At 40.1% G+C, this 18,839-nt stretch carries 22 protein-coding genes and 1 tRNA gene; all 23 read right to left on the bottom strand.

What is annotated here, in order from left to right; genetic code table 11:
- Positions 1–44: 44 nt before the first annotated feature.
- Complete coding sequence (locus tag GN277_RS26080; protein WP_159755623.1) at positions 45–908, bottom strand: fumarate hydratase; 864 nt, start codon at positions 906–908, stop codon at positions 45–47.
- Positions 901–1,410 carry a fumarate hydratase C-terminal domain-containing protein gene (locus GN277_RS26085; protein WP_159755626.1) on the bottom strand — a complete coding sequence of 170 codons (510 nt, stop codon included), beginning with the start codon at positions 1,408–1,410 and terminating at the stop codon, positions 901–903. The genes GN277_RS26080 and GN277_RS26085 overlap by 8 nt, the downstream gene beginning before the upstream one ends.
- A gap of 21 nt (positions 1,411–1,431) precedes the next feature.
- Entirely contained in the window at positions 1,432–2,580 is a 1,149-nt protein-coding gene (locus GN277_RS26090; RefSeq protein WP_159755629.1) for an HpcH/HpaI aldolase/citrate lyase family protein, read from the bottom strand.
- A 7-nt stretch (positions 2,581–2,587) separates the two neighbouring features.
- Positions 2,588–3,496: a peptidase gene (locus GN277_RS26095; RefSeq protein ID WP_204162799.1), complete on the bottom strand. Its 909-nt coding sequence runs from the start codon at positions 3,494–3,496 to the stop codon at positions 2,588–2,590.
- Between the two features lies 1 nt (position 3,497).
- Positions 3,498–4,664: a phosphonopyruvate decarboxylase gene (gene aepY / locus GN277_RS26100; RefSeq protein WP_159755635.1), complete on the bottom strand. Its 1,167-nt coding sequence runs from the start codon at positions 4,662–4,664 to the stop codon at positions 3,498–3,500.
- Positions 4,658–5,641 (bottom strand): aldo/keto reductase family protein, encoded by a 984-nt coding sequence (locus GN277_RS26105; protein ID WP_159755638.1) that lies wholly within the window; start codon positions 5,639–5,641, stop codon positions 4,658–4,660. Before GN277_RS26105 ends, aepY begins: the two co-directional genes overlap by 7 nt.
- Positions 5,641–6,987 carry an MmgE/PrpD family protein gene (locus GN277_RS26110; RefSeq protein WP_159755641.1) on the bottom strand — a complete coding sequence of 449 codons (1,347 nt, stop codon included), beginning with the start codon at positions 6,985–6,987 and terminating at the stop codon, positions 5,641–5,643. Before GN277_RS26110 ends, GN277_RS26105 begins: the two co-directional genes overlap by 1 nt.
- Before the next feature lie 14 nt (positions 6,988–7,001).
- On the bottom strand, positions 7,002–8,453 hold the full coding sequence (locus tag GN277_RS26115) for a flippase (protein ID WP_159755644.1): 1,452 nt from the start codon (positions 8,451–8,453) through the stop codon (positions 7,002–7,004).
- A 51-nt stretch (positions 8,454–8,504) separates the two neighbouring features.
- Entirely contained in the window at positions 8,505–9,509 is a 1,005-nt protein-coding gene (locus GN277_RS26120) for an EpsG family protein (protein WP_159755647.1), read from the bottom strand.
- Between the two features lie 147 nt (positions 9,510–9,656).
- Entirely contained in the window at positions 9,657–10,109 is a 453-nt protein-coding gene (locus tag GN277_RS26125) for a hypothetical protein (protein WP_159755650.1), read from the bottom strand.
- Positions 10,110–10,132: 23 nt separating this feature from the next.
- Positions 10,133–10,753 carry a glycosyltransferase family 2 protein gene (locus tag GN277_RS26130; RefSeq protein ID WP_159755653.1) on the bottom strand — a complete coding sequence of 207 codons (621 nt, stop codon included), beginning with the start codon at positions 10,751–10,753 and terminating at the stop codon, positions 10,133–10,135.
- Between the two features lie 11 nt (positions 10,754–10,764).
- Complete coding sequence (locus GN277_RS26135; RefSeq protein WP_159755656.1) at positions 10,765–11,934, bottom strand: ATP-grasp domain-containing protein; 1,170 nt, start codon at positions 11,932–11,934, stop codon at positions 10,765–10,767.
- A 36-nt stretch (positions 11,935–11,970) separates the two neighbouring features.
- The gene (locus GN277_RS26140; protein ID WP_159755659.1) at positions 11,971–12,804 is read right to left on the bottom strand and encodes an NAD-dependent epimerase/dehydratase family protein; all 834 of its coding nucleotides are present in this window, start codon (positions 12,802–12,804) and stop codon (positions 11,971–11,973) included.
- Positions 12,791–13,549: a sugar transferase gene (locus GN277_RS26145; protein ID WP_204162800.1), complete on the bottom strand. Its 759-nt coding sequence runs from the start codon at positions 13,547–13,549 to the stop codon at positions 12,791–12,793. Before GN277_RS26145 ends, GN277_RS26140 begins: the two co-directional genes overlap by 14 nt.
- Positions 13,512–14,183: a PIG-L deacetylase family protein gene (locus GN277_RS26150; protein WP_159755662.1), complete on the bottom strand. Its 672-nt coding sequence runs from the start codon at positions 14,181–14,183 to the stop codon at positions 13,512–13,514. Before GN277_RS26150 ends, GN277_RS26145 begins: the two co-directional genes overlap by 38 nt.
- Before the next feature lie 5 nt (positions 14,184–14,188).
- Positions 14,189–14,707: a transcription termination/antitermination NusG family protein gene (locus GN277_RS26155; RefSeq protein WP_159755665.1), complete on the bottom strand. Its 519-nt coding sequence runs from the start codon at positions 14,705–14,707 to the stop codon at positions 14,189–14,191.
- A 179-nt stretch (positions 14,708–14,886) separates the two neighbouring features.
- Positions 14,887–15,267: a hypothetical protein gene (locus GN277_RS26160; RefSeq protein ID WP_159755668.1), complete on the bottom strand. Its 381-nt coding sequence runs from the start codon at positions 15,265–15,267 to the stop codon at positions 14,887–14,889.
- Between the two features lie 395 nt (positions 15,268–15,662).
- The gene (locus tag GN277_RS26165) at positions 15,663–16,643 is read right to left on the bottom strand and encodes a helix-turn-helix transcriptional regulator (RefSeq protein ID WP_159755671.1); all 981 of its coding nucleotides are present in this window, start codon (positions 16,641–16,643) and stop codon (positions 15,663–15,665) included.
- Positions 16,644–17,079: 436 nt separating this feature from the next.
- Positions 17,080–17,331: a helix-turn-helix domain-containing protein gene (locus tag GN277_RS26170; protein WP_159755674.1), complete on the bottom strand. Its 252-nt coding sequence runs from the start codon at positions 17,329–17,331 to the stop codon at positions 17,080–17,082.
- A 41-nt stretch (positions 17,332–17,372) separates the two neighbouring features.
- Positions 17,373–17,445 (bottom strand) — tRNA-Lys (locus tag GN277_RS26175).
- A 97-nt stretch (positions 17,446–17,542) separates the two neighbouring features.
- Positions 17,543–17,710 carry a hypothetical protein gene (locus tag GN277_RS26180; RefSeq protein WP_159755677.1) on the bottom strand — a complete coding sequence of 56 codons (168 nt, stop codon included), beginning with the start codon at positions 17,708–17,710 and terminating at the stop codon, positions 17,543–17,545.
- A 159-nt stretch (positions 17,711–17,869) separates the two neighbouring features.
- A complete protein-coding gene (locus GN277_RS26185) occupies positions 17,870–18,283 on the bottom strand; it encodes a PIN domain-containing protein (protein ID WP_159755680.1) in 414 nt (137 codons plus the stop codon).
- Entirely contained in the window at positions 18,280–18,495 is a 216-nt protein-coding gene (locus GN277_RS26190) for a type II toxin-antitoxin system Phd/YefM family antitoxin (RefSeq protein ID WP_159755683.1), read from the bottom strand. Before GN277_RS26190 ends, GN277_RS26185 begins: the two co-directional genes overlap by 4 nt.
- Positions 18,496–18,839: the final 344 nt, after the last annotated feature.

Here is an 18,839-nt window from a genome sequence, read left to right on the forward strand (position 1 = left end):
CATTCCATCCCTTATTAATCGTATTTTTCCGTCTAAGTTCTCACTCATCCTAAATCAACAGTAGCAAGCCTTGGCTCAAAACAACAACAAGGACGCACGCTGACAATCCTCACACCGCTGGCTCTCTGTGGCCCAACTCTCATAAATGTAGCAAGCACACTCGTTTTACCGTGTAATCCGAGAGGACCAATATCGCTCTCATTTACCCGTTTGGTAATCTCCTGCTCCATCTCGCTCTGAGTATGATATCTTCCATCTACCTGTGCCTGCATCATCAAAGCTGTTGCTTCAAAATGGCTTCTCCCTATTCCGACAGACAACGTACACGGCGAACAACCTAACTGTGCAACACCTTCGATTCCCCACTTTACAATTTCGTCCAACACAACTTTTGTATCGTGCTTATGGAAGATTCTATATGTCTTTGCCCTAATCGCCGGCCCACCGCCCAACATTAAAATATGTAAACGGACAATATTTTCCTCACATCTACGGATTAGTATCGGCGCGGCCTCAACGCCCGCACTATCTAAATCCAAGCCGCCACTCTGATTAATTCTATGGCTGTCATCTCCCATAATCCCCATTGGACGTCCCGGCAGCTTCCGCAATCCTTCTGCAACACCTTCTCTGATCGCATCAAGCATTCTACCTGACACATTGGCATCTAAACCAACTTCTAAAACAAGATGGGGAATCCCTGTATCATCACAAAGAGGGCTATGATTTTTTTCGGCTGCCATTGCATTCTCCAATATATTTTCAAGCACCCATTTGGCATTTTTATTATCTTCCGATGCGATTGCCCTTGTGAATGCTTCCTTCTTATCTTCCGAAAAAATTGAACCGGCATTCACAAGAGTATCCGAAACCCTGTTGACCGTCCTTTTATAATCAAAATTACTCATAGATACTCCTCCCATGCGCCGCCCCTATAATTGCCGGATACTTGCAGACCTTAATCATATGTAATGCTTCCATACCAAGCTTAGGAAAAGCAATAACCTTTTCCTCAGATGTCTTTTCTCCAAGCAAAGCCGTAATCGGCGGTATGACCGCATACACCGCATGACACTGATCCAGAGCCTCTATCGTTTCTTTATGCAGTTTACCTTTACCAAGATGTATCTTTACACCTGCATATGATAATGGCTCTATACTATTTTCAATCTCTAGCTTATTGCTTGACGTAGGGCCAACCCCTGCCGGACTTAATGCGGTGTGAAAAACAACCTGCCCCTGCAGGCTGATTCCCAGTTCTTTGATTCTTCCATCACCAAGCATTTTCACTACTTTCGGCAGCACAGCATCCCGGCCGCATAAGATATATCCTGAAATATATACCCTATCCCCAACTCTCAGCCTTTCAATATCTTCATCTGAGACGGGTGTGTATAATTCACTTCCCATAAACCACTCCAAACTTTTCTTCTATTCATTAACAGCAAAGAGCTTCACATAAGCTCCCTCATTTTCGATAACCCCAAATGCTCTTGCACGATTTATAACCTTGTTTGCCCAATTCGTATGGGGCTTAACCTCATTCATTTTGTTCGCACCAGTTCCCTTTACAACTCCGCCTTCCTTATGACCAAGAATCATGCTTGCGTCTTCATATTCTTCCTTTGTCACCGCCATCAAGGCATTAACAAACTTCACATGGGTTGGATGGATCACCGTACGTCCAACGAATCCATTTGCCTTATCCAAAATTACTTCGCGTAAAAGCCCGTCAATCTCATTATTAACAATAGGCAGCCGCTTCATCAAATAATCTTCCAAACCATGCTTTGGCAATTCTTCAAACATCAATTCCTTCGGGGCGCGAAAATACTCCCAGACAGGACCAGAAATCACATAATCATTATTTCTTCCACATACATTTACAATATCTGCCAAGCACTCACGAACCGTCATAATATCATAGATTGAATAGTCCACGCCTCGGCGTACTCCAAACACAGACGAAAAATCCGTTCCTCCTACCCTCACCTGCAATACAAGCTCGTGATACTTATCCAGTATTTTCTTAATACCAACAAGCTCCTGCATTCGGGTCTCTTTGTATGCGGCTTCCGGGTCTTCTATAATCGGCATCCCATATAAAATTTCACCAAAACGCTCATTCAAATCAGCCAGATATGCAAAATACTCATATCCATTTTCTGCATTAAATTTTGGAAAATTAATCCCACACAGAGACTTTGCCTGATGTAAGGTCAACGCTTCCCCAAAATGCTTAAACTGCGCAAGATTCCTAATCCGGACAAAAATTAAGGGAACCCTGTCTGCCGACAAAGCACCCTCCTCCACCGCGTTTGTCACCGCGTCTAACAACTTATGGACGTTTTCTTCCGCTTGCGGGACCTGTTCTTCTGGGCATGCATCCTCAAAACAAAGAACAATCGTCGTAAGCCCCGGCATCGCCCCTGACAAAATCTTGGGAGTAAAATCTTTTGTTCCAGGCATATACATGGTTGCCCCAAGACAATATTGGAGTATTTCACGGTCAGTATATTTGTTAAACTCCTCTGGTTCAACAATAAATTTAAAATCAGGATTATATAAATGGTGTCTCATAATCTTCTTACTTTCCTTTCTGTTCACTCAGACTGCCCTTAGGAGACCATACAGCCTCAGGATAGTATGTCTCAATCATCCGCTTCACAAGCAAACACTGTTTTGCCCGCTTACGTGCATCTTCTTCCGTGCTGTCCCAACTATGGGTAGCCGCAACAGAACCACCCGTCTTAAGATAAAGCGGAGCCGCAATACGAATCATTTCCGGCACTTCATAATGACGAATAAAACCGCCAGTAGACTTCGGATTCTCTGTATGGATATCAAGCGGACACTCCACCGCCTGGCGCATGGCCGCCAACATCTGAAGCTGAATGTCACGAACCGGATTTACAGAGTCAGCCCCTATATTTTCCAAAAGTTTTGCAGAAGCGGGATTGCCATGACCAGCATGTGCAGACACTTTAAAGTGGCAGTCTGCCGGGATTTCTCCTGCGCTTCTCATTTGATCCAATACCCATAGGCAGCCCTCATCATAGACAAGAAACCCACGGCAGCCAAGCCTGGCAGCCCGCTTGACATCTTCAATCGCCCTTACAATCTGTTCTTCACCGCGCAGCCGATATCCCATGCGTACGCCTTCCTCCGTATGTACCGAAGCTGATGTGTCCGTTGTGGCCCTTGGTCCAATGGCAAGAATCAAATCCGTTTGCCATTGATGTGCCAGCTCTGCCATTTTCGATATTTCATCATCCGTCAAACACATAATTCCCTGGGTCTGGGTTACACGATGCAGGTACAGCCCATATCCGTCTACCGCCTCCAGCAAAGCTTTCATTACCTTTGGCCCCTGTATGCCCGGAACCTCAAACCGGTATTGTCCACCGTCATTGAATCGCTTCTCAGATGTGGGTAAATCGTAAGCATCTCCACGGGGCAATCCGATTGACTTAAGAAATTCTCTTGTTTCATCCATACTACTCATTATTTTTTCCTTTCTCCAAACTGACTTGGCTTTCATCTATATTCAATTCTTCGATCAGCCTGTCAATGGCTTCCCTATGTGAAAAAAGCAGGGGAGGCAGCGTTGCGTTCAAGCCTTTATGAATATGTATATCTATAAAAGACGCCCTTCCACAATCTTTTAATGCCAATATCGCCTCAATCAATCCCTCCTTATCTGTTACCGAATGCCCAATTGTGGCATAGCCGCAGGCTTTAGCAATCGCTGTAAAATCAACCTTATAACCTGCCGAGGGTTGGCCTCCAACTGAATCATGCACTCCGTTATTGAGAACAACATGCATAAAATTGGGGACAATCTGCTTGCTTACCATTGTCATTGCCCCCATATGCATAATCGCTGCCGAATCTCCATCAAGAACTACGACCTTTCTTTTCTCTTTTTCTAATGCAATCCCCAACGCAACCGATGAAGCATGTCCCATAGAACCCACATTAAGGAAATCGTGTTCCTTTCCTTCATTTCGTCTCTCACGCAGAAAGAAAAGTTCGCGGGTCGCTCGCCCTGTAGTGGCCGAATAAATCGTATCCTTTGGCATCTGATTCAAAATTACCTCAATCGCCTCCTCCCTGCTCATTGAATAATCTGTCACTCCCCTATTCATTTTCTCCCCGTCAAGAACTCCCTTCGGCGCAATTAAAGCATATGACCTACGGCTTGTTTGGCAGTAAGCTAAAGCTTTCTTAATTACTTTTTTAAAATCACCTATATCGTCTGTAAGGATAGAATAGGGAATATTCATTAATTTTAGCAAATCAGGCGTAATCTCCCCTTGAAGTTCATGTTGGGGCCAATCCTTTGTCCCCGGCCGCCCCCTCCAGCCAATCAGGAGAAGCATTGGAGCAGCATAAACATGTTCGTCAGCAAGCGATACTAATGGGTTCACCGCATTTCCCATGCCGCTGTTCTGCATATATACCAACGGAATCTCTTTAGAGGCAAAATAATGCCCTGCTGCAATGCTCACCGCATTCCCTTCATTAGCCGCAATAATATTACGCTCTGGGTAATTATTCAGTGCATAATTACAAAAACCATTCAGGTAAGAATCCGGCACACCAACAAAAAAAGTTATATTTTGCTTATTAAGTTCTTCAAATACAAGTTTTTGTTCTAACATTTCTCCTCCTGCCCTTTTGTCAAATTTCCTTTATATAGTGTAAAATATTCAGGGCTTTCAGCTTTTGAAATATTCCACGCCCTGTCAAATGCTTCAAGTACATCGTCTGGCAGCCTTCCGTTTTTTATAGCCTTCAAATTCTGTTCCAAATGGCTAAGCTTTGACGCACCCATAATAATCGCGTCCCCTCGGTCACCACACAGCATAGAGTGATGAGAGAGCCAACGGTATGTAGCTTCGACACTCGTAAAACCATGATGGGCAGCAGCTTCTTTTATCATTTCCACCGCCTCAAAGCAACTCTTTTTCCAGTAACGTCCCTGGTAATTAGGACGATTCGTAAAACGGCCATTCAAGGGTGCATCCTCAAACTTGCCATACCGCCCTGTAAGCAGCCCTCCAGCCAGCGGATTATAGGCATAGAAGCGAAGTCCATAGTTGTTAAGACACTTCTTCAATTCCGTCTCTGCTTTACGTGTCAGAGGATTATATATTCCTTCATAGACTGTCGGTTTTACCCATCCTCTCCGATCACACTTATGCCATGCATCCGCTACCATCCACGCAGGAAAATTAGATAAGCCAAGTTCTCTAAATTTTCCCTTTTTCCAAAGCGTATTACACGTCTCTAATACCGATTCAATCGGAGTCATTGGATCGGGAAAATGAAGATAAAAAATATCTATATAGGATGCTCCAAGCCTTTCTAATGATTGACTTAGCTGCTGATATGCTGCTTCACCGTCCAACTTCCCACTTATCCGCGGATTCACTTTCGATGCAATTTTATAGGGTTTATTTATATCCTTTAAAACCTCCCCCAACAGCTTTTCGCAGTTTCCGTTATTATAGACATAGGCCGTATCCAATTCTTCATATCCGGCATCCAGAAATGTATCCACAAACGCTCTGATATCCGGATGAAAAACCGATTCTCCAAAGGTCATCGTACCTAATACAATATTTACATTTTCCATTACAATTCTCCTGTTACACTAATTGGATTTATAAACTCTCCATCACCGTCAAGATCTTCTATCATCCGAATCAGTTTTTCAAGCGTTTTCTGACCCGCGCATCCCAAAGCACATTCCTCCAATTTGCCAAGAATATCTTGCCTGCCCAAAGGCTTCTCCGGATCACCTTTGGGAACAAGGACTGCTTCCTTTATCACTTCACCGTTCTTTTTCACAACCTCTACTCTCGTTCCGCGAATGTTTTTTGACCTGTCCTCCATAGCTTCATCCGAAATAAGATGAATTCTATTGATTAGATTTACAATTTCATCTGACAGCTTCGTATACTCCATATCCTTGATACCGTACGTGCCATATTGCAAAGCACATGCCAATGTATAGTGAATGGAAAACTTTGTCTCATCTTGATTCTGAGGAAAATGTATTTGCCCCGCCAGTTTAATTGCGTTGGGATATATATATACATACACCGCTTTAATATCTTCTGCTTTTATCCTCTTATGTAGATTTATAGCAGCTTCGATTCCGCAATGTGTATGTCTGCATGAAGGGTAAAGCTTAAAATAACATTCATGTATAAGCAGATGCTCTCCGCCTTTTAGCATATCTTTTTCAATCTTACTTGTTACAGCATGGAACCAACCGTTCGGTCCTTCCAAAGCCTTTAAAGGCCCCTTCACTCCTTCGCTTGCTAACATAGCTGCAAATATACCGTTTTCAGCCGCTTTTGCAGGATTTAACGGCTTTATCGCCGGACGAGACTCTCCATATGATAAGAGTCCCCCTGAAAGAGTTGTTGCAAGCGCAATCGCATCTTCAATTCCTTGTGCATCCAGATGATAAAGTCTTGCACATGCTGCAGAACAGGCAAGTGTTCCCGCCATTCCAGTTGAATGAAATCCTCTCTGGACCATTCCCGGCTGCGCAGCAGACGATATTCTTATGTATGCTTCATACCCCGTTGCAAGCGCAACAAGAACCTCCTCATTTGTTGAATTGAGTTTATCTGCCAGTGCAAACACTGCAGGTATCACATGAACTCCGACGTGCCCCATCGCTTTCTTATTACCGTCATCAAGCTCTGCGCCATGACCGTATATTGAATTTATGAAGGCCGCCTTTGCCGCAGGATACCTTCCCCGTTGAAGAAAAACGAACGCCTCCTCAACACCTCTCTGACAACAGACAACCCTCTCAACCGCATGGTTGAAATCCCTATTCTGTTTATAGCCTGCGTAGCTTGCTGCAAAGAAGTCTATAATTAAAAGCCGTAATTGTTCTTTATCTTGATTGGACAGCTTTTGTATTTGGAACAAATCAAACGCAAGACTCGTTGTAATACCCATCACTTAATTTCCTTTCAATATTTTTTCTTAATCTTCTTTCCAATCTCATCCTTCATAGATGTAAGCGACTGGTTTTTTAAGACAAGCAATATACACATATATCCTATAACCGATACGGCAACCGAACTGAACATACAAATAAGAGGCGTCAGGTTAAATGATTTAATTAGCATACATCCCACATATATAAATGCACACCCAAAAACTGTTGAAATAATATCTTTCCATCTTATCTCTATCTTAATTAAATCTTTTGAATTCCATAAACATATTATAAGCGAGCACGCTTCAGCAACTAAAGTCGTAACTGCCGCCGCGCTTTCTTCAAAATAAGGAATTAAAATAAAATTCAATATAACATTTATTAAGGCTGATACTGCTGTAGCAAGCAAAACATATTTTTCTTTTTTTCCGGGTATAAGAATACACGAAGTAAAAAACCAATTAAACAAACAGACCAAAAGCGCTAAACAAAGAATCCTAAGAGGCGTATTCGCTGATATAAATTTCTCTGTGGAAACTACTAAAATAATTTCTTTGCTTAAACAAAACATTCCAATAGAGGCCGGTACAACAAAAGTTACAAGGATATACAAAATTCTGTTGGCCAACGCCGCATATTCCTTTTTTCTGTTTTGCCCCCATAAAAGCGACAATCTGGGGATGGAAACAATAATTACCGCCGACAAAACCTGTTTTGCAATGCTATATATTTTACTTGCTATTGTGTAAATTCCAACATTATAATCCGAGGTAAGAAAGCCCAAAATGGTAATATCAGAATTGACATAAATCCTGGTAGCAATACTATTCGCAAAAAGAACCAAGACAGGTATTAGATGGGTAAATATTCTCTTATTAAGACAAATATGGATTGTACAATACTTTTTTAATCCTAATAAATTGATAATATTAGCTCCAGAATTTGATACTACAATTACAGCAGCATACCAAAGTACGTCATCTTTTTCCCGTACAAAAACAAAAAGTAATATCAATGAAATAATCTGAAAAACAACCGTTCTGATTGCAATATATAAATATTCTTCATAAATCGTGTAAACCCACTCACAACCTATAGTTGTAAAAATCATACTTACACTTAAAACCATTATTATCGAGGCATATTCATGTAGCTTATCGCTGAACAACATTGTCAGGCAAAGAATAAGATAGCTCACAACAGTCGAAAATACATTAATTGTAAATACTTCTGATGTAAACCGAGATATCTCTTTCCTTGAATTCCTGTATCTTGTCCCCTCGCGTACAGCATATGTTCCTATTCCCAATGAAGATAAGAGATAAAAATAGTCAATCACAGAATGTGAAAAATTATATCTGCCTAGATTATCCACTTCTAATATACGGGAAATATATGGGAAGGTAATCAAGGGAAAAATAACAGATAACATCGTTTTTCCTCCGTTAATTACCGCATTTATACCAATAGACTTTTTATTCATATTTTTCTTTAAAATAATTGAAACAGATATGTCGCTATGACAAATTCAGAGTTATCCAACATTAGAACAGAATACATCATATGCCATATAATCAAACTCAACCATATAAATCTCCTGCTTTTTCCATCTATAAAATATTTTTTTCTTTCTTTTCCTAATAAAACTGAAAGGAGTGGAATCAAAAAAAAAGAAAAAATATTTTGCCAGCCGGTTTGCCAACCATAAATTCCCAGAAATTCCAATAATACTAAATGGAATCCCACAGATAATAATCGACAAAAGATGATCTGTATCTTTTCGTTCCAAACGAAGCTTTTCTATTTGTGTTAAAGCAAAATAAATTATACAGCACACAACCAGAGTTTCAATTAACGCTCCAAGCCAGATAAACGTCCGATCTGTATGTAATGACTTTTCTCCTCCAAAATATGACAAATATTTATTAAGCGCACTTATTGTTGAAAGTATTTTGACTATAAGAGGCGTACTTAACCGAAAAAAAATTCCAATGCCAATCGCCCCCCAAAATATAGTTTTTGAAGGCTTAATCCATTTTGAAACAACCAAAACAGCAATGGCAATGATTGCAGACGAATGAAAAATAAAGGTAAGCAGAGCAAATATTCCAAAGATTATATATCTTTTTTCCTCCAGCTTTTCATAGGCATATGCAAAAAATATCATAGAAATGGCCTGTTTTAAAACATTCAACGACATACCCCAAAAACCAAACAAAAGATACACGGAAAAAGATACAAATGCATTTTTTGTATACTTTCTGCAATACCAAATAAGGGGTACATATATAATTACCGAAGTAACCCACAAAATCGCGAATTCATTTTGAGATATATATCCGCTTATAACACTGATAAATGGATAGCCAATCTGTCCTCCAAAAGCTTGTATTGTAGACCAGTTGAATAATCTATGCAAATCTGAATACCAATTATAATATGTCCTCGCATTTGTAACGTATCGAAAAAAATCTGAACCCACACCATATCTAAAACTGGTGATAAGGATAAGAACCGTTACAATCAATACATCATCCAAGTGTATGCGTATTCTTGATGTATCATGGTACACATATTTATATAACAATATGATCATTAAGCATATTGCCGTGGAAGACATTGAATAGAGAAACATCGTTCCCATTAAATCTATGTATCTATACATCTATAATAGTCTCCTTACTTCTTACTTAGCGTTCTGCCCCCCCCGACGATTTAATCGACTTGACACAGCGAGGAGTCCATATAACTTTAGTTTCATGAATCCTACCCTTAATTTATTTTTATTCGTAAGCTCATGGAAATTTATTGAATGGATTGATTTGTCAATAAACGTATTTTTCAAATATTGATCAGAGGCTTTCCATCTCCCCAGTGGACTTAACGGAGAAGCCTTATGATAATATTTATTTACAATCACGCCTGATGCTGCTACAACTGCAAAATCCATTAAGTCTCGTTCAATAATATCACTATGTTTTTTTTGCATTTCCTCTATCTTATGATCCATGATTGCTGCAACATTGCCAAGAACTTCTAATAATCGCATACGATTATCGTCAAAATCCTCCGCATATTTATGAGTCGCACTTAACTCGTTAGCTCTATAGTGATATAAAAAATCATCAATCAATACCATATTATTAAATTTTAAAAGACAGTTTAAATAAAAAGCTTATCTTCACTGATTTTTATTCCTGGCGGAAATTCCAGTCCGTTCTCTCTCAAAAATTTTCTTTTATACATCTTATCCCACACAAAGTAGGATGTAGCCACGGCTATTGACTGTTTTCTAAAATTGGGAGTCTGCATCCCATTTCGGTAAACAAATAGCATATCGTCTATCGATTCGGACGAATATATGTAATTACTTTTAATACTCGTATCCAACTTTTTTTCATTAACAGCATAGTTTTGATACGCCCTGAATTGGATTATATCGCAGTCTTTATATTTCTGTGCTGCAAGAGCCAAAACTTCACATGCGTCTTTTTCCAGCCAATCATCTGCATCGACAAATAAAATCCAATTACCACAAGCGTTTTTAATGCCAGTATTTCTAGCCAATGAAACACCTCTATTTATTTGATGAATGACTCTTATCCGTTTATCTGTTAAAGCATATTCGTCGCATATTTCACCGCATTGATCCGGACTCCCATCATCCACCAAAATCAACTCAATATCTGAATATGTTTGCTCCAGAATTCTTTCTATACAGTTGCGCAAAAAATCTTCTTCAACTTTATATACAGGAACCACAATACTTATCTGCGGATTCACAAGCTCACCTCCTAATGCCTTCTCTTAGCCATGTCCTTTCTATATGTCAGAATATGCTCTATCGCATAACTAAAAAAAGGAATCGGATCTTGCCAGGAAAAAATATAGTCTCTTTGTTTGCGGCAATAGAACCAGGATGGTTTAGCTTTAAGTCGATTAGGATTTTTTATTAACCATAATAAATCTGTGTGAAAATATCTTAAAGCCAGGTTTTCAGGTATCCTTTTTTTCATTGGAGTAAGCGTCTTTCCATATGCAAGATCAAGCATATTTTTTACAGGCTTTGTTCCAGCCCATTCACATATTTTGATACTTGCAGGAATACGTCCGTTTATCTCCATTACTTTCGGCGTATGATCACGAGGATCCATAATAAACCCAATATGCCCAAAGCTCGTCCAGTCAAGACATTCTAACAGACGGTTGGAATATGCAGCCATAGCTTTATGATTGATTGTTCTAATATAACATCCAGGGCCTCCATCAATTGGAAACCATCGACACGACTCTACTACCAATGTAGATTGGGGTTTATGATCTCGATCCATCATTACATATCCGCCGTATTGAAGACCGCCTTCAGGTATAAGTTCTTGAATTACATATTCCTCAACCTTGATGATTCCATCCGCAAGGTATTTATAAAGCTGCTTTCGATTCATAATACGCTTAAATCCCGCAGCACCACTCCCCTTCCGCGGCTTTGCCACAAGCGGGAAATCTATCTTCGCAAGAAATTCCTCCATAGTCTCATTATCCATCTTCGTAATCGGACACGGAATTTGATTCTCCATACAGATTTTCATCGTCTGCTGTTTATCGTAAGCCTTTAAAAAAGCCTCACGAGAGGCCGCTATTATTTTTAGATTTCTGTATCTGTCCTGAAAATCACCATCGATACATATATCTGTCGCTACCTCAAGAACCGGAAAAAGAATATCGTAATGATTTCTTTTCAATTCATTTTCAATCTCTTGTCTGTAAACTTTTTTATTTTCGCGAATACCTTTTACAACAATTCTTTTTTGGGGATATCTGGATGTATAACCTACATCCAGCTTTGACTCACATACAGTTGTTACAACACATCCTAATTCATGAAGCTGATGAAGAATACTAGGGATTTGCCGTCCATATCCGTCTAAAAGCAGAACCGTTTTCCCTTTATATTCTGTTTGCATTACTTTTTCCTCCCTCAGTATAAATAGTCAATATATCTACTTGCTTTTCAACGGATATACCACTTTATTCAATAAGTAGGTCTTTTCATTCTCTCCAAAAACTCTCTTAAGAACTACATAGCCGCAACACACAATCCATCTGGGAAAATGCAAAACAAGCTTTGCCCTTCCTGCTTTTCTTTCTGCTTTTATATAGTCTGGGGTCCACATAGATTTTGAGTCTTTAATAACCCTAATATCATTTATTGGCTCTGTGTTACACCAAGCTTCGATAGATTTTATTGCTTTCTTCACATTGAGAATTTCGTATTCAGTTCCCCTGCCTACCTGGTATGCTACATTTGGATACTTCAAATAGTATCGCTTTTGTATATCCCGCTTAATTTCATCTGAATATATTGGGGAAAAACGAAAAATCGTATAATGTTTGAGTTTTCTGCACGCTTTTTCTGCTAATGCCTTACTTTTTCCATAATTTGAAACTGGATGAAGCTCTGTCTGCCCATCAACAATAGATTTTCCATCAAAAAAACCATATACATCAATCGTACTTATAAAAAGTACAGGTTTTTCTCCAGCAGCATCAAACAGATTTTTTGCACACTTCACATTCACATGATAATATCTATCCCACGAAAGATCTGACTCACCCTCTGTATGAGCTAATGCAGCAAGATGTATGAATCGGTCAACCTTGTTAGTATCAACTATCATCTTAATTCTTTCTTTATCCCCCAAGTCGGCTTGATACCGAGCATAATTTTTCCCACATACTTCTTTTCCTGTCCGGTCTATTCCTATTACGTGATGTCCGGCTTTCAGAAGTTCACCCACCAATCGGGAGCCAATCATCCCTTTAACTCCTGTCACCAATATGGTCAATTCTTCTTTTCACCTCCTCTATCGCCTGTCTATCCCCATCAACAGCATCAAGCATTTCTTCCAGGATATCTACCGGTATTTTTTTTGCGATAGTCCCCCAGATACTTCTCACAGTGTACCAAATCAGCTTCAAGTCATATCTCATGCTCTGTTTTCCAATATAATATCTGTCTAAAGCCAATCTCGCAGGCAGCACCTTGTCCTCATACTCCTTCTCATCTTCTATAAAGTCTCCATAAAGATAGTCATATAAAGCCGCAGGGCTGGTCAAGCCTGCCTTTACAGATGCAACGCTGGAATTTTCCCCTCCGCGGGTAACCGAAAGCTGCTCCACAGAAGCCGGACGAGGCCCTACCACAGTCATACTTCCCAGAAAAACGTTTAAAAGTTGGGGAAGTTCATCTAGCTTTGCAGCACGTATGAAACGTCCAAACGGATAAATCCTGCTTTGTTCCGGCCTCAAACTTTTTTCATTGGCATTTTTATCCACCCTCATTGACCGAAACTTAATCATATAGAAATATTTATTGTTTTTTCCAACACGACGGGCAAAATAGAACAGCGGTCCTGGATCAGATATTTCTATCCCAATAATTACAACAAACCAAATGGGAAGTGTAACAATTATTCCTCCTAATGAAGCTACGATATCGAAAAGCCTCTTTAAAAATGAGTAAGTATATTTCATCATATCCTCACAATCTACAAAATACCGATTCAAATGCTTCCGCATAACTGCATCCTGCCTGCACACCTCGGTAAGCAGCCAAACCAGTAATACCTTCATTAGACCTTGGATGGGGGTATGGACGCATAACACCTGAGTATGCAGCTAATGCCTTTAATTTAATGTCTATTCCTTCTTTCCCAACCTCTACGAACATATTAGGCGTAAATCGGTTTGAAGAAGAATCAAAGGCCCACTCTGTTGAGGATAAAACCTCCATATAGAGAAACTGTTTGAGTTCTGGTACGCCTTCTTTTCTCTGAAAAAGGTGCGATGCTGCCTGGGCAACATAGCTTGTTACTACATGGTCATTATTTGTATCCGAAGGATGATGTGTAAAAATAAATTCTGCCTGCCAATCCTGAATACATTTTTCAACAAACTGTACAAGCTCCAGATGGGGAACAGTATTCATCTTTATATTAGGAAAATCTCCAACATACGAATTATGTACACCCATGATTTTATAAGCGTTCAGTTGGTCAGCTTGAAGCGTTTCTGAAATATTCACCCTTGCTGCCGCATGATTTGCCAACGTACATACAGCTACCCTGTTCCCTTGTCGAATTAACTTATGAATTGTAGCACCAGCGCCAAGCACTTCATCATCTGGATGCGCTACTACAAACAAATAGTTCATATTATCTATCCTTTCCCATCTTCCCTAAGCCTTATCCCCAAATAAATCTTCCTTTTCTTCCCCCAGAAATCCTGCTCAATACACACATACCTTTTCCTCAGCCTCTGCCTCACAATCGCGTTCCGATATCTCCCCACCGGACCATAGGCTTTCACGATCATCCCCTCGTCATCCACCTCCACCAGGGAACGCTGCACAATATGCTCCTCATTCTGCACATTTTCCAGAAAAATCTGTTCTTCCTCAGACACACTAAAAAACGAATCCTCCTGATCACTCAAAAGCCTTGTAAGCCTTGGCACCCGCTTCAACTGCAAAAATAATCGTTTCGGATGATCGGTAACCACAAAAATATATGCCGGAAACAACGGCCGCAGAAAAATCTCCTGCCCTTTCTCCGTCTTTCTGACACACTCCCGATTCATACAAAAACATTCCTCATAATATTCTTTTGAAATTATTTTCCCAATCAACCCGACCAGTTCTTCTTCTCCTCCGGTCTGGGTCTGGATTACATACCACATTTCCCCACCCCTTTTAGAAATAACACACAATTATATATAGCCATAAAGGGCAGGCTTCGCCATATCCACAGCCATAAAAGCTCTGAACCCTTTTATTTTCATCCAGATATTACAGATTCCAACCCAATCATGGCACTAACCACAACCAAATCTTCCGAATCTGTTTTTGTCAACACATTTCAATTCTTTTCAAAAATTTCAAGACCCGCCCAAACATTTCCCAGCTCATGCCCAAAAAAATCAAGTCTGGCCAACCGCCTATGCCGGTCAATCTTGCCTATACGGTTCTCATTTCCCTTAAGAGGTCCCTCTGTCACTCTGGTATCTCCCTTTTGGATTACACCCCTTGACATTTTTAAGTGTTTTTCCTTTCCACATAAACCTCTTAAGAATGCTTCATCCTGATTTCCAATCTGAATTAAGGAAGCCTTTTGTTCCACAATCCTCTGGCACTGTCGTAATTCATCCTTAAGAGCTTTCTCATCCTTGCTTTCTAAGAACACCCTCTCTGGAAATAAGATTCGTTTTTCCAGATGCCAGTCTCCCTGGTAGCGGCGCATCCTATCATAAGTTAGAACAAACGCGTCTGTTAAAGATTTTTCTGATAAAAGCGCTCTGCATGAATCAAGTATCTGCTGTTCCTCCTGCCCTTGGCAAAATAATATATACCAGATAACAACCCCTTCTTTCGTGGAGTAATCTACTCTGCGAAATTTTTATATATATTTGTTTAAAGAAATGGAATGTTAAGAAGAAAAATTTTTTGAATAAAAGAGTAAATTGATATTTTATAGAATAATAGTCTGAATATTTAGATAAAATTTTTAGTTTTTCCTAATGTGAACGTCCTTATTTGCATAAAATCAATTTAGGTATTGAATTATTTAGTTTTGATGGTTATAATATATGTGCTATTAAAAAAAGATGTCGCAGAGTAGATTACTCTGCGATTCTTTTAATATCCTTCCATAATACCTTCCAGATACTCCTTATACTCCTTTTGTACCCTCTCCGGTCCTGCAATCCTAAGCCTAACGCCAATCCCTGTCACCCATCCAAAGAATTGCGGACTAACCGCTACCAGCACACGCACTCTAAACTGCCCTTCATCTGCCGGCACAATCATAACATCCGTACCAAATCTATCCAGAATCACCCCAATCAGCTCATTTCCGCACTGTAACGTGACCTCCTCGTCATGTCCCCCGTACATGGAAAATGTTTTCTTAGAGAATTCCACAAGGTCAAAATCCTGGAACCTCTCCTTTCCCACACGTTCTTGTCTAATCACACGAGTCCGCTGCATCTTATCCACTCGGTAATGCTTCATGCAATCTGATGCTTCGTCATAGGCAATCAGATAATAATTCGCGTCATCCCAAGTCAGGGACCAAGGACTCACTGTATAGACCGCCCCATTCTTCTTTGGAATTAGTTCCTTTTTCACCGTCCATTCCGCATACTGGTATTGAATCTGCCTGTTCTCCAAAATGGCAGTATGTATCTTATCCACATTATAATAGATCGTCTCATTGCCCGTCTTAGGGCGGTTATAGATGAAAACATTTCTCTGAAGCTGCCTGGCGTCATGCTCACTCGCTAGACTCTCCAGCTTCCGAATCAGTTCCTCCGACTTCTTCCGGCTAATAAATTTTGAGGCCTGCACCGCATCCACGAGAAGCTTAAGCTCAGGCAGTTCAAACTTCCGGCTTCCAATATAATAACCACTGTTGCTTCCCTTTGTCTGGAGAACGTCCATCCCAAATTCCCTCAACGTCTCAATGTCGTTGTACACCGTCTTCCGGTCTGCCGACATACCATAGTCACACAGGGCTTTGTCAATATCCGCCGCAGACATGGTATATTTCTCATCCGTTTTTTCCAGAAGCATCTTCATAATATATAAGGTTCTTAATTTTACCTGTGAAACCGCCATTTTCCGTCACCCCTCCATGCATCACGCATTTTTCCTGCCTCTCATCCAGTCAAAATAAGCGCTTCTTCCCCGAAGCCTCATCCCCAATAGCATGAATTGTAGTATGCCCTTGGGTATGCATTATGATGTGCTGAGCATAACAAGAAATACATGAATTAAAATATTCTTCGCTCTTATATTTTAACATAAAAAAGGAACCTGCTGACAGATCCCTATCAATTTTTCCTTAAGTTTATTATATTGGCCTTCGTCGATAGGCTACCCATCCTGAAGTGATCCCCATGGGGTGATATGGTCTGGTGGACCATGCTTAGCACCGACCGAAGCAGCGCGGAGACCTCGAACCCAATATCTCCGGCTTGAAAGGCCGGTATCCTGACCTTTTAGACTAGGGGATCTTACTGCAGGCTTTCACCTGCATTTTTATCTAATTTCCTCATGCATCTATCTGCATCTGTACTACTGTATCTATCACCAAAATATCATCTATACCTACCTGAAACACTGCCGCAAGCACGACCAGATTATCTATGGATGGTAACGCTGCGCCTTGCTGCCACTTGTATATCGCCTGCGGTGTGGCAAATCCGAAAATATTCTGCAGCCACTTTACGGATAATCCTGCCTGCTTCCGCAGCTTGTTAATATTCTCTCCTGTCCGTATCATATCTATTGTTGGCAGATCCATATTTATTCATCTCCTGTCATTTTAAAATATCCAGGCAGTACTGCCCCATGTGAGATTTGAACTCACGGCCACTCGATTAAAAGTCGAGTGCTCTACCAGCTGAGCTAATGGAGCATATAAAAATACCGCCTACCTCATACAAGATAAGCGGTATCTAAAATCCATGTTTTATATCTGACAGCCTTCTATATATGAAATCTCTCCTCTAAAATCACACAGTTATTCGCCGTTTTCTTACTTTACATGAGCGTACCAAAATCAGACTCTGCTTTTTTTCTTTACTGTGCAGCGTCCGGTAATTCTTTGCCATATGCTTCGGTGTTCCATTATAAGTCAGAACCCGTTGCCTTGCTTTTTGTAAACGTATTTCTTTTCTCATCGTTTTCGATGAACCTTATTTTTTCTTCCCATAATCACCACTTTTTGAATTCCAGTTCCACTCTTGCAATTCCTTCTACTTCATGTATTTATTTTTCATATGACCATAACGAAAGTGCTTGCACCAATCAGGACATAGCCAAACGGAGATTTCGCTGGCTTATTTCATGTTCAACAGAAATTCTTCAGGACTATATACTGTCAAAGCTGCCTTTTTATAGTCTCCAAGGTTTCTTGTAACAATACAGTCCATTTCCTCACGGATTGCAGATTCCGCCATAACTGCATCCTCAAAATCCGAAAGATTGGACGATACTGCCTTACGGCAGTCCATTCCAGCCGTATCCAATAATCCAAACAGGCAAAACAGCTTGTTTAGAATTTGTCTGGTTTCTTTATCGCTATGTGTGCATCTATGTGTGAGATAGTAAATATCAGTAACAGATTTAGCAGTCAGGAACCCTTCAAACTGCTTATTTGCCGCTCCCAGAAATATCTCCTGGGCCTCCTTAAAGAAAGGCTCCCGGCTCTGCAGTGCATCAATCACAATACAGGTATCTATCAATGCTCTCATATTTTATTTCGCCTTTCTTCCTGGGCTTCTTCAAGTGTCATTTCAGCAGGTACGCTGCCAAATAATGACTGTGCCATGCTGATCCGGTCCTGAAATGGATTCGTCAGTTTTGCAACTACTTTCCCGTTCTTTGTAATAAAAACATCTTCTTTTTCTGCAAGAAGCAGATACTTTCCAAGATTAAGCTTTAATTCTGTAGCCGTAATAGACATTGTGAATCCCTCCTTCATCTTATATTACTTTTATTATATCCTATTTGAACGATTTCAACAATAAACTCGTTCAGAAATTATCATATTTTACTCTTCGATTAACCAAAAATCTATATATAGAATTTATTTCATTAACCATCGCTATATCTTGTATTATTATAATCATGTATTTAAGTTTTTGTGTTATCCCACATCGGGAGTCTGGACCATTCCTCCAGAGCACACGCGAGTTTAAGTTTGGAAATCAGAGTCATTAGGATAGCCGCACCCTGCGGTCACTTAATAGCTTTTTTTATTTTAGGAAATCTGAAACATGGATTTCCCATTCTTTTACCTATTTTTAT

Origin of the sequence: Sporofaciens musculi, from assembly GCF_009830285.1 — a bacterium.
GTDB classification, from domain to species: Bacteria; Bacillota; Clostridia; order Lachnospirales; family Lachnospiraceae; genus Sporofaciens; species Sporofaciens musculi.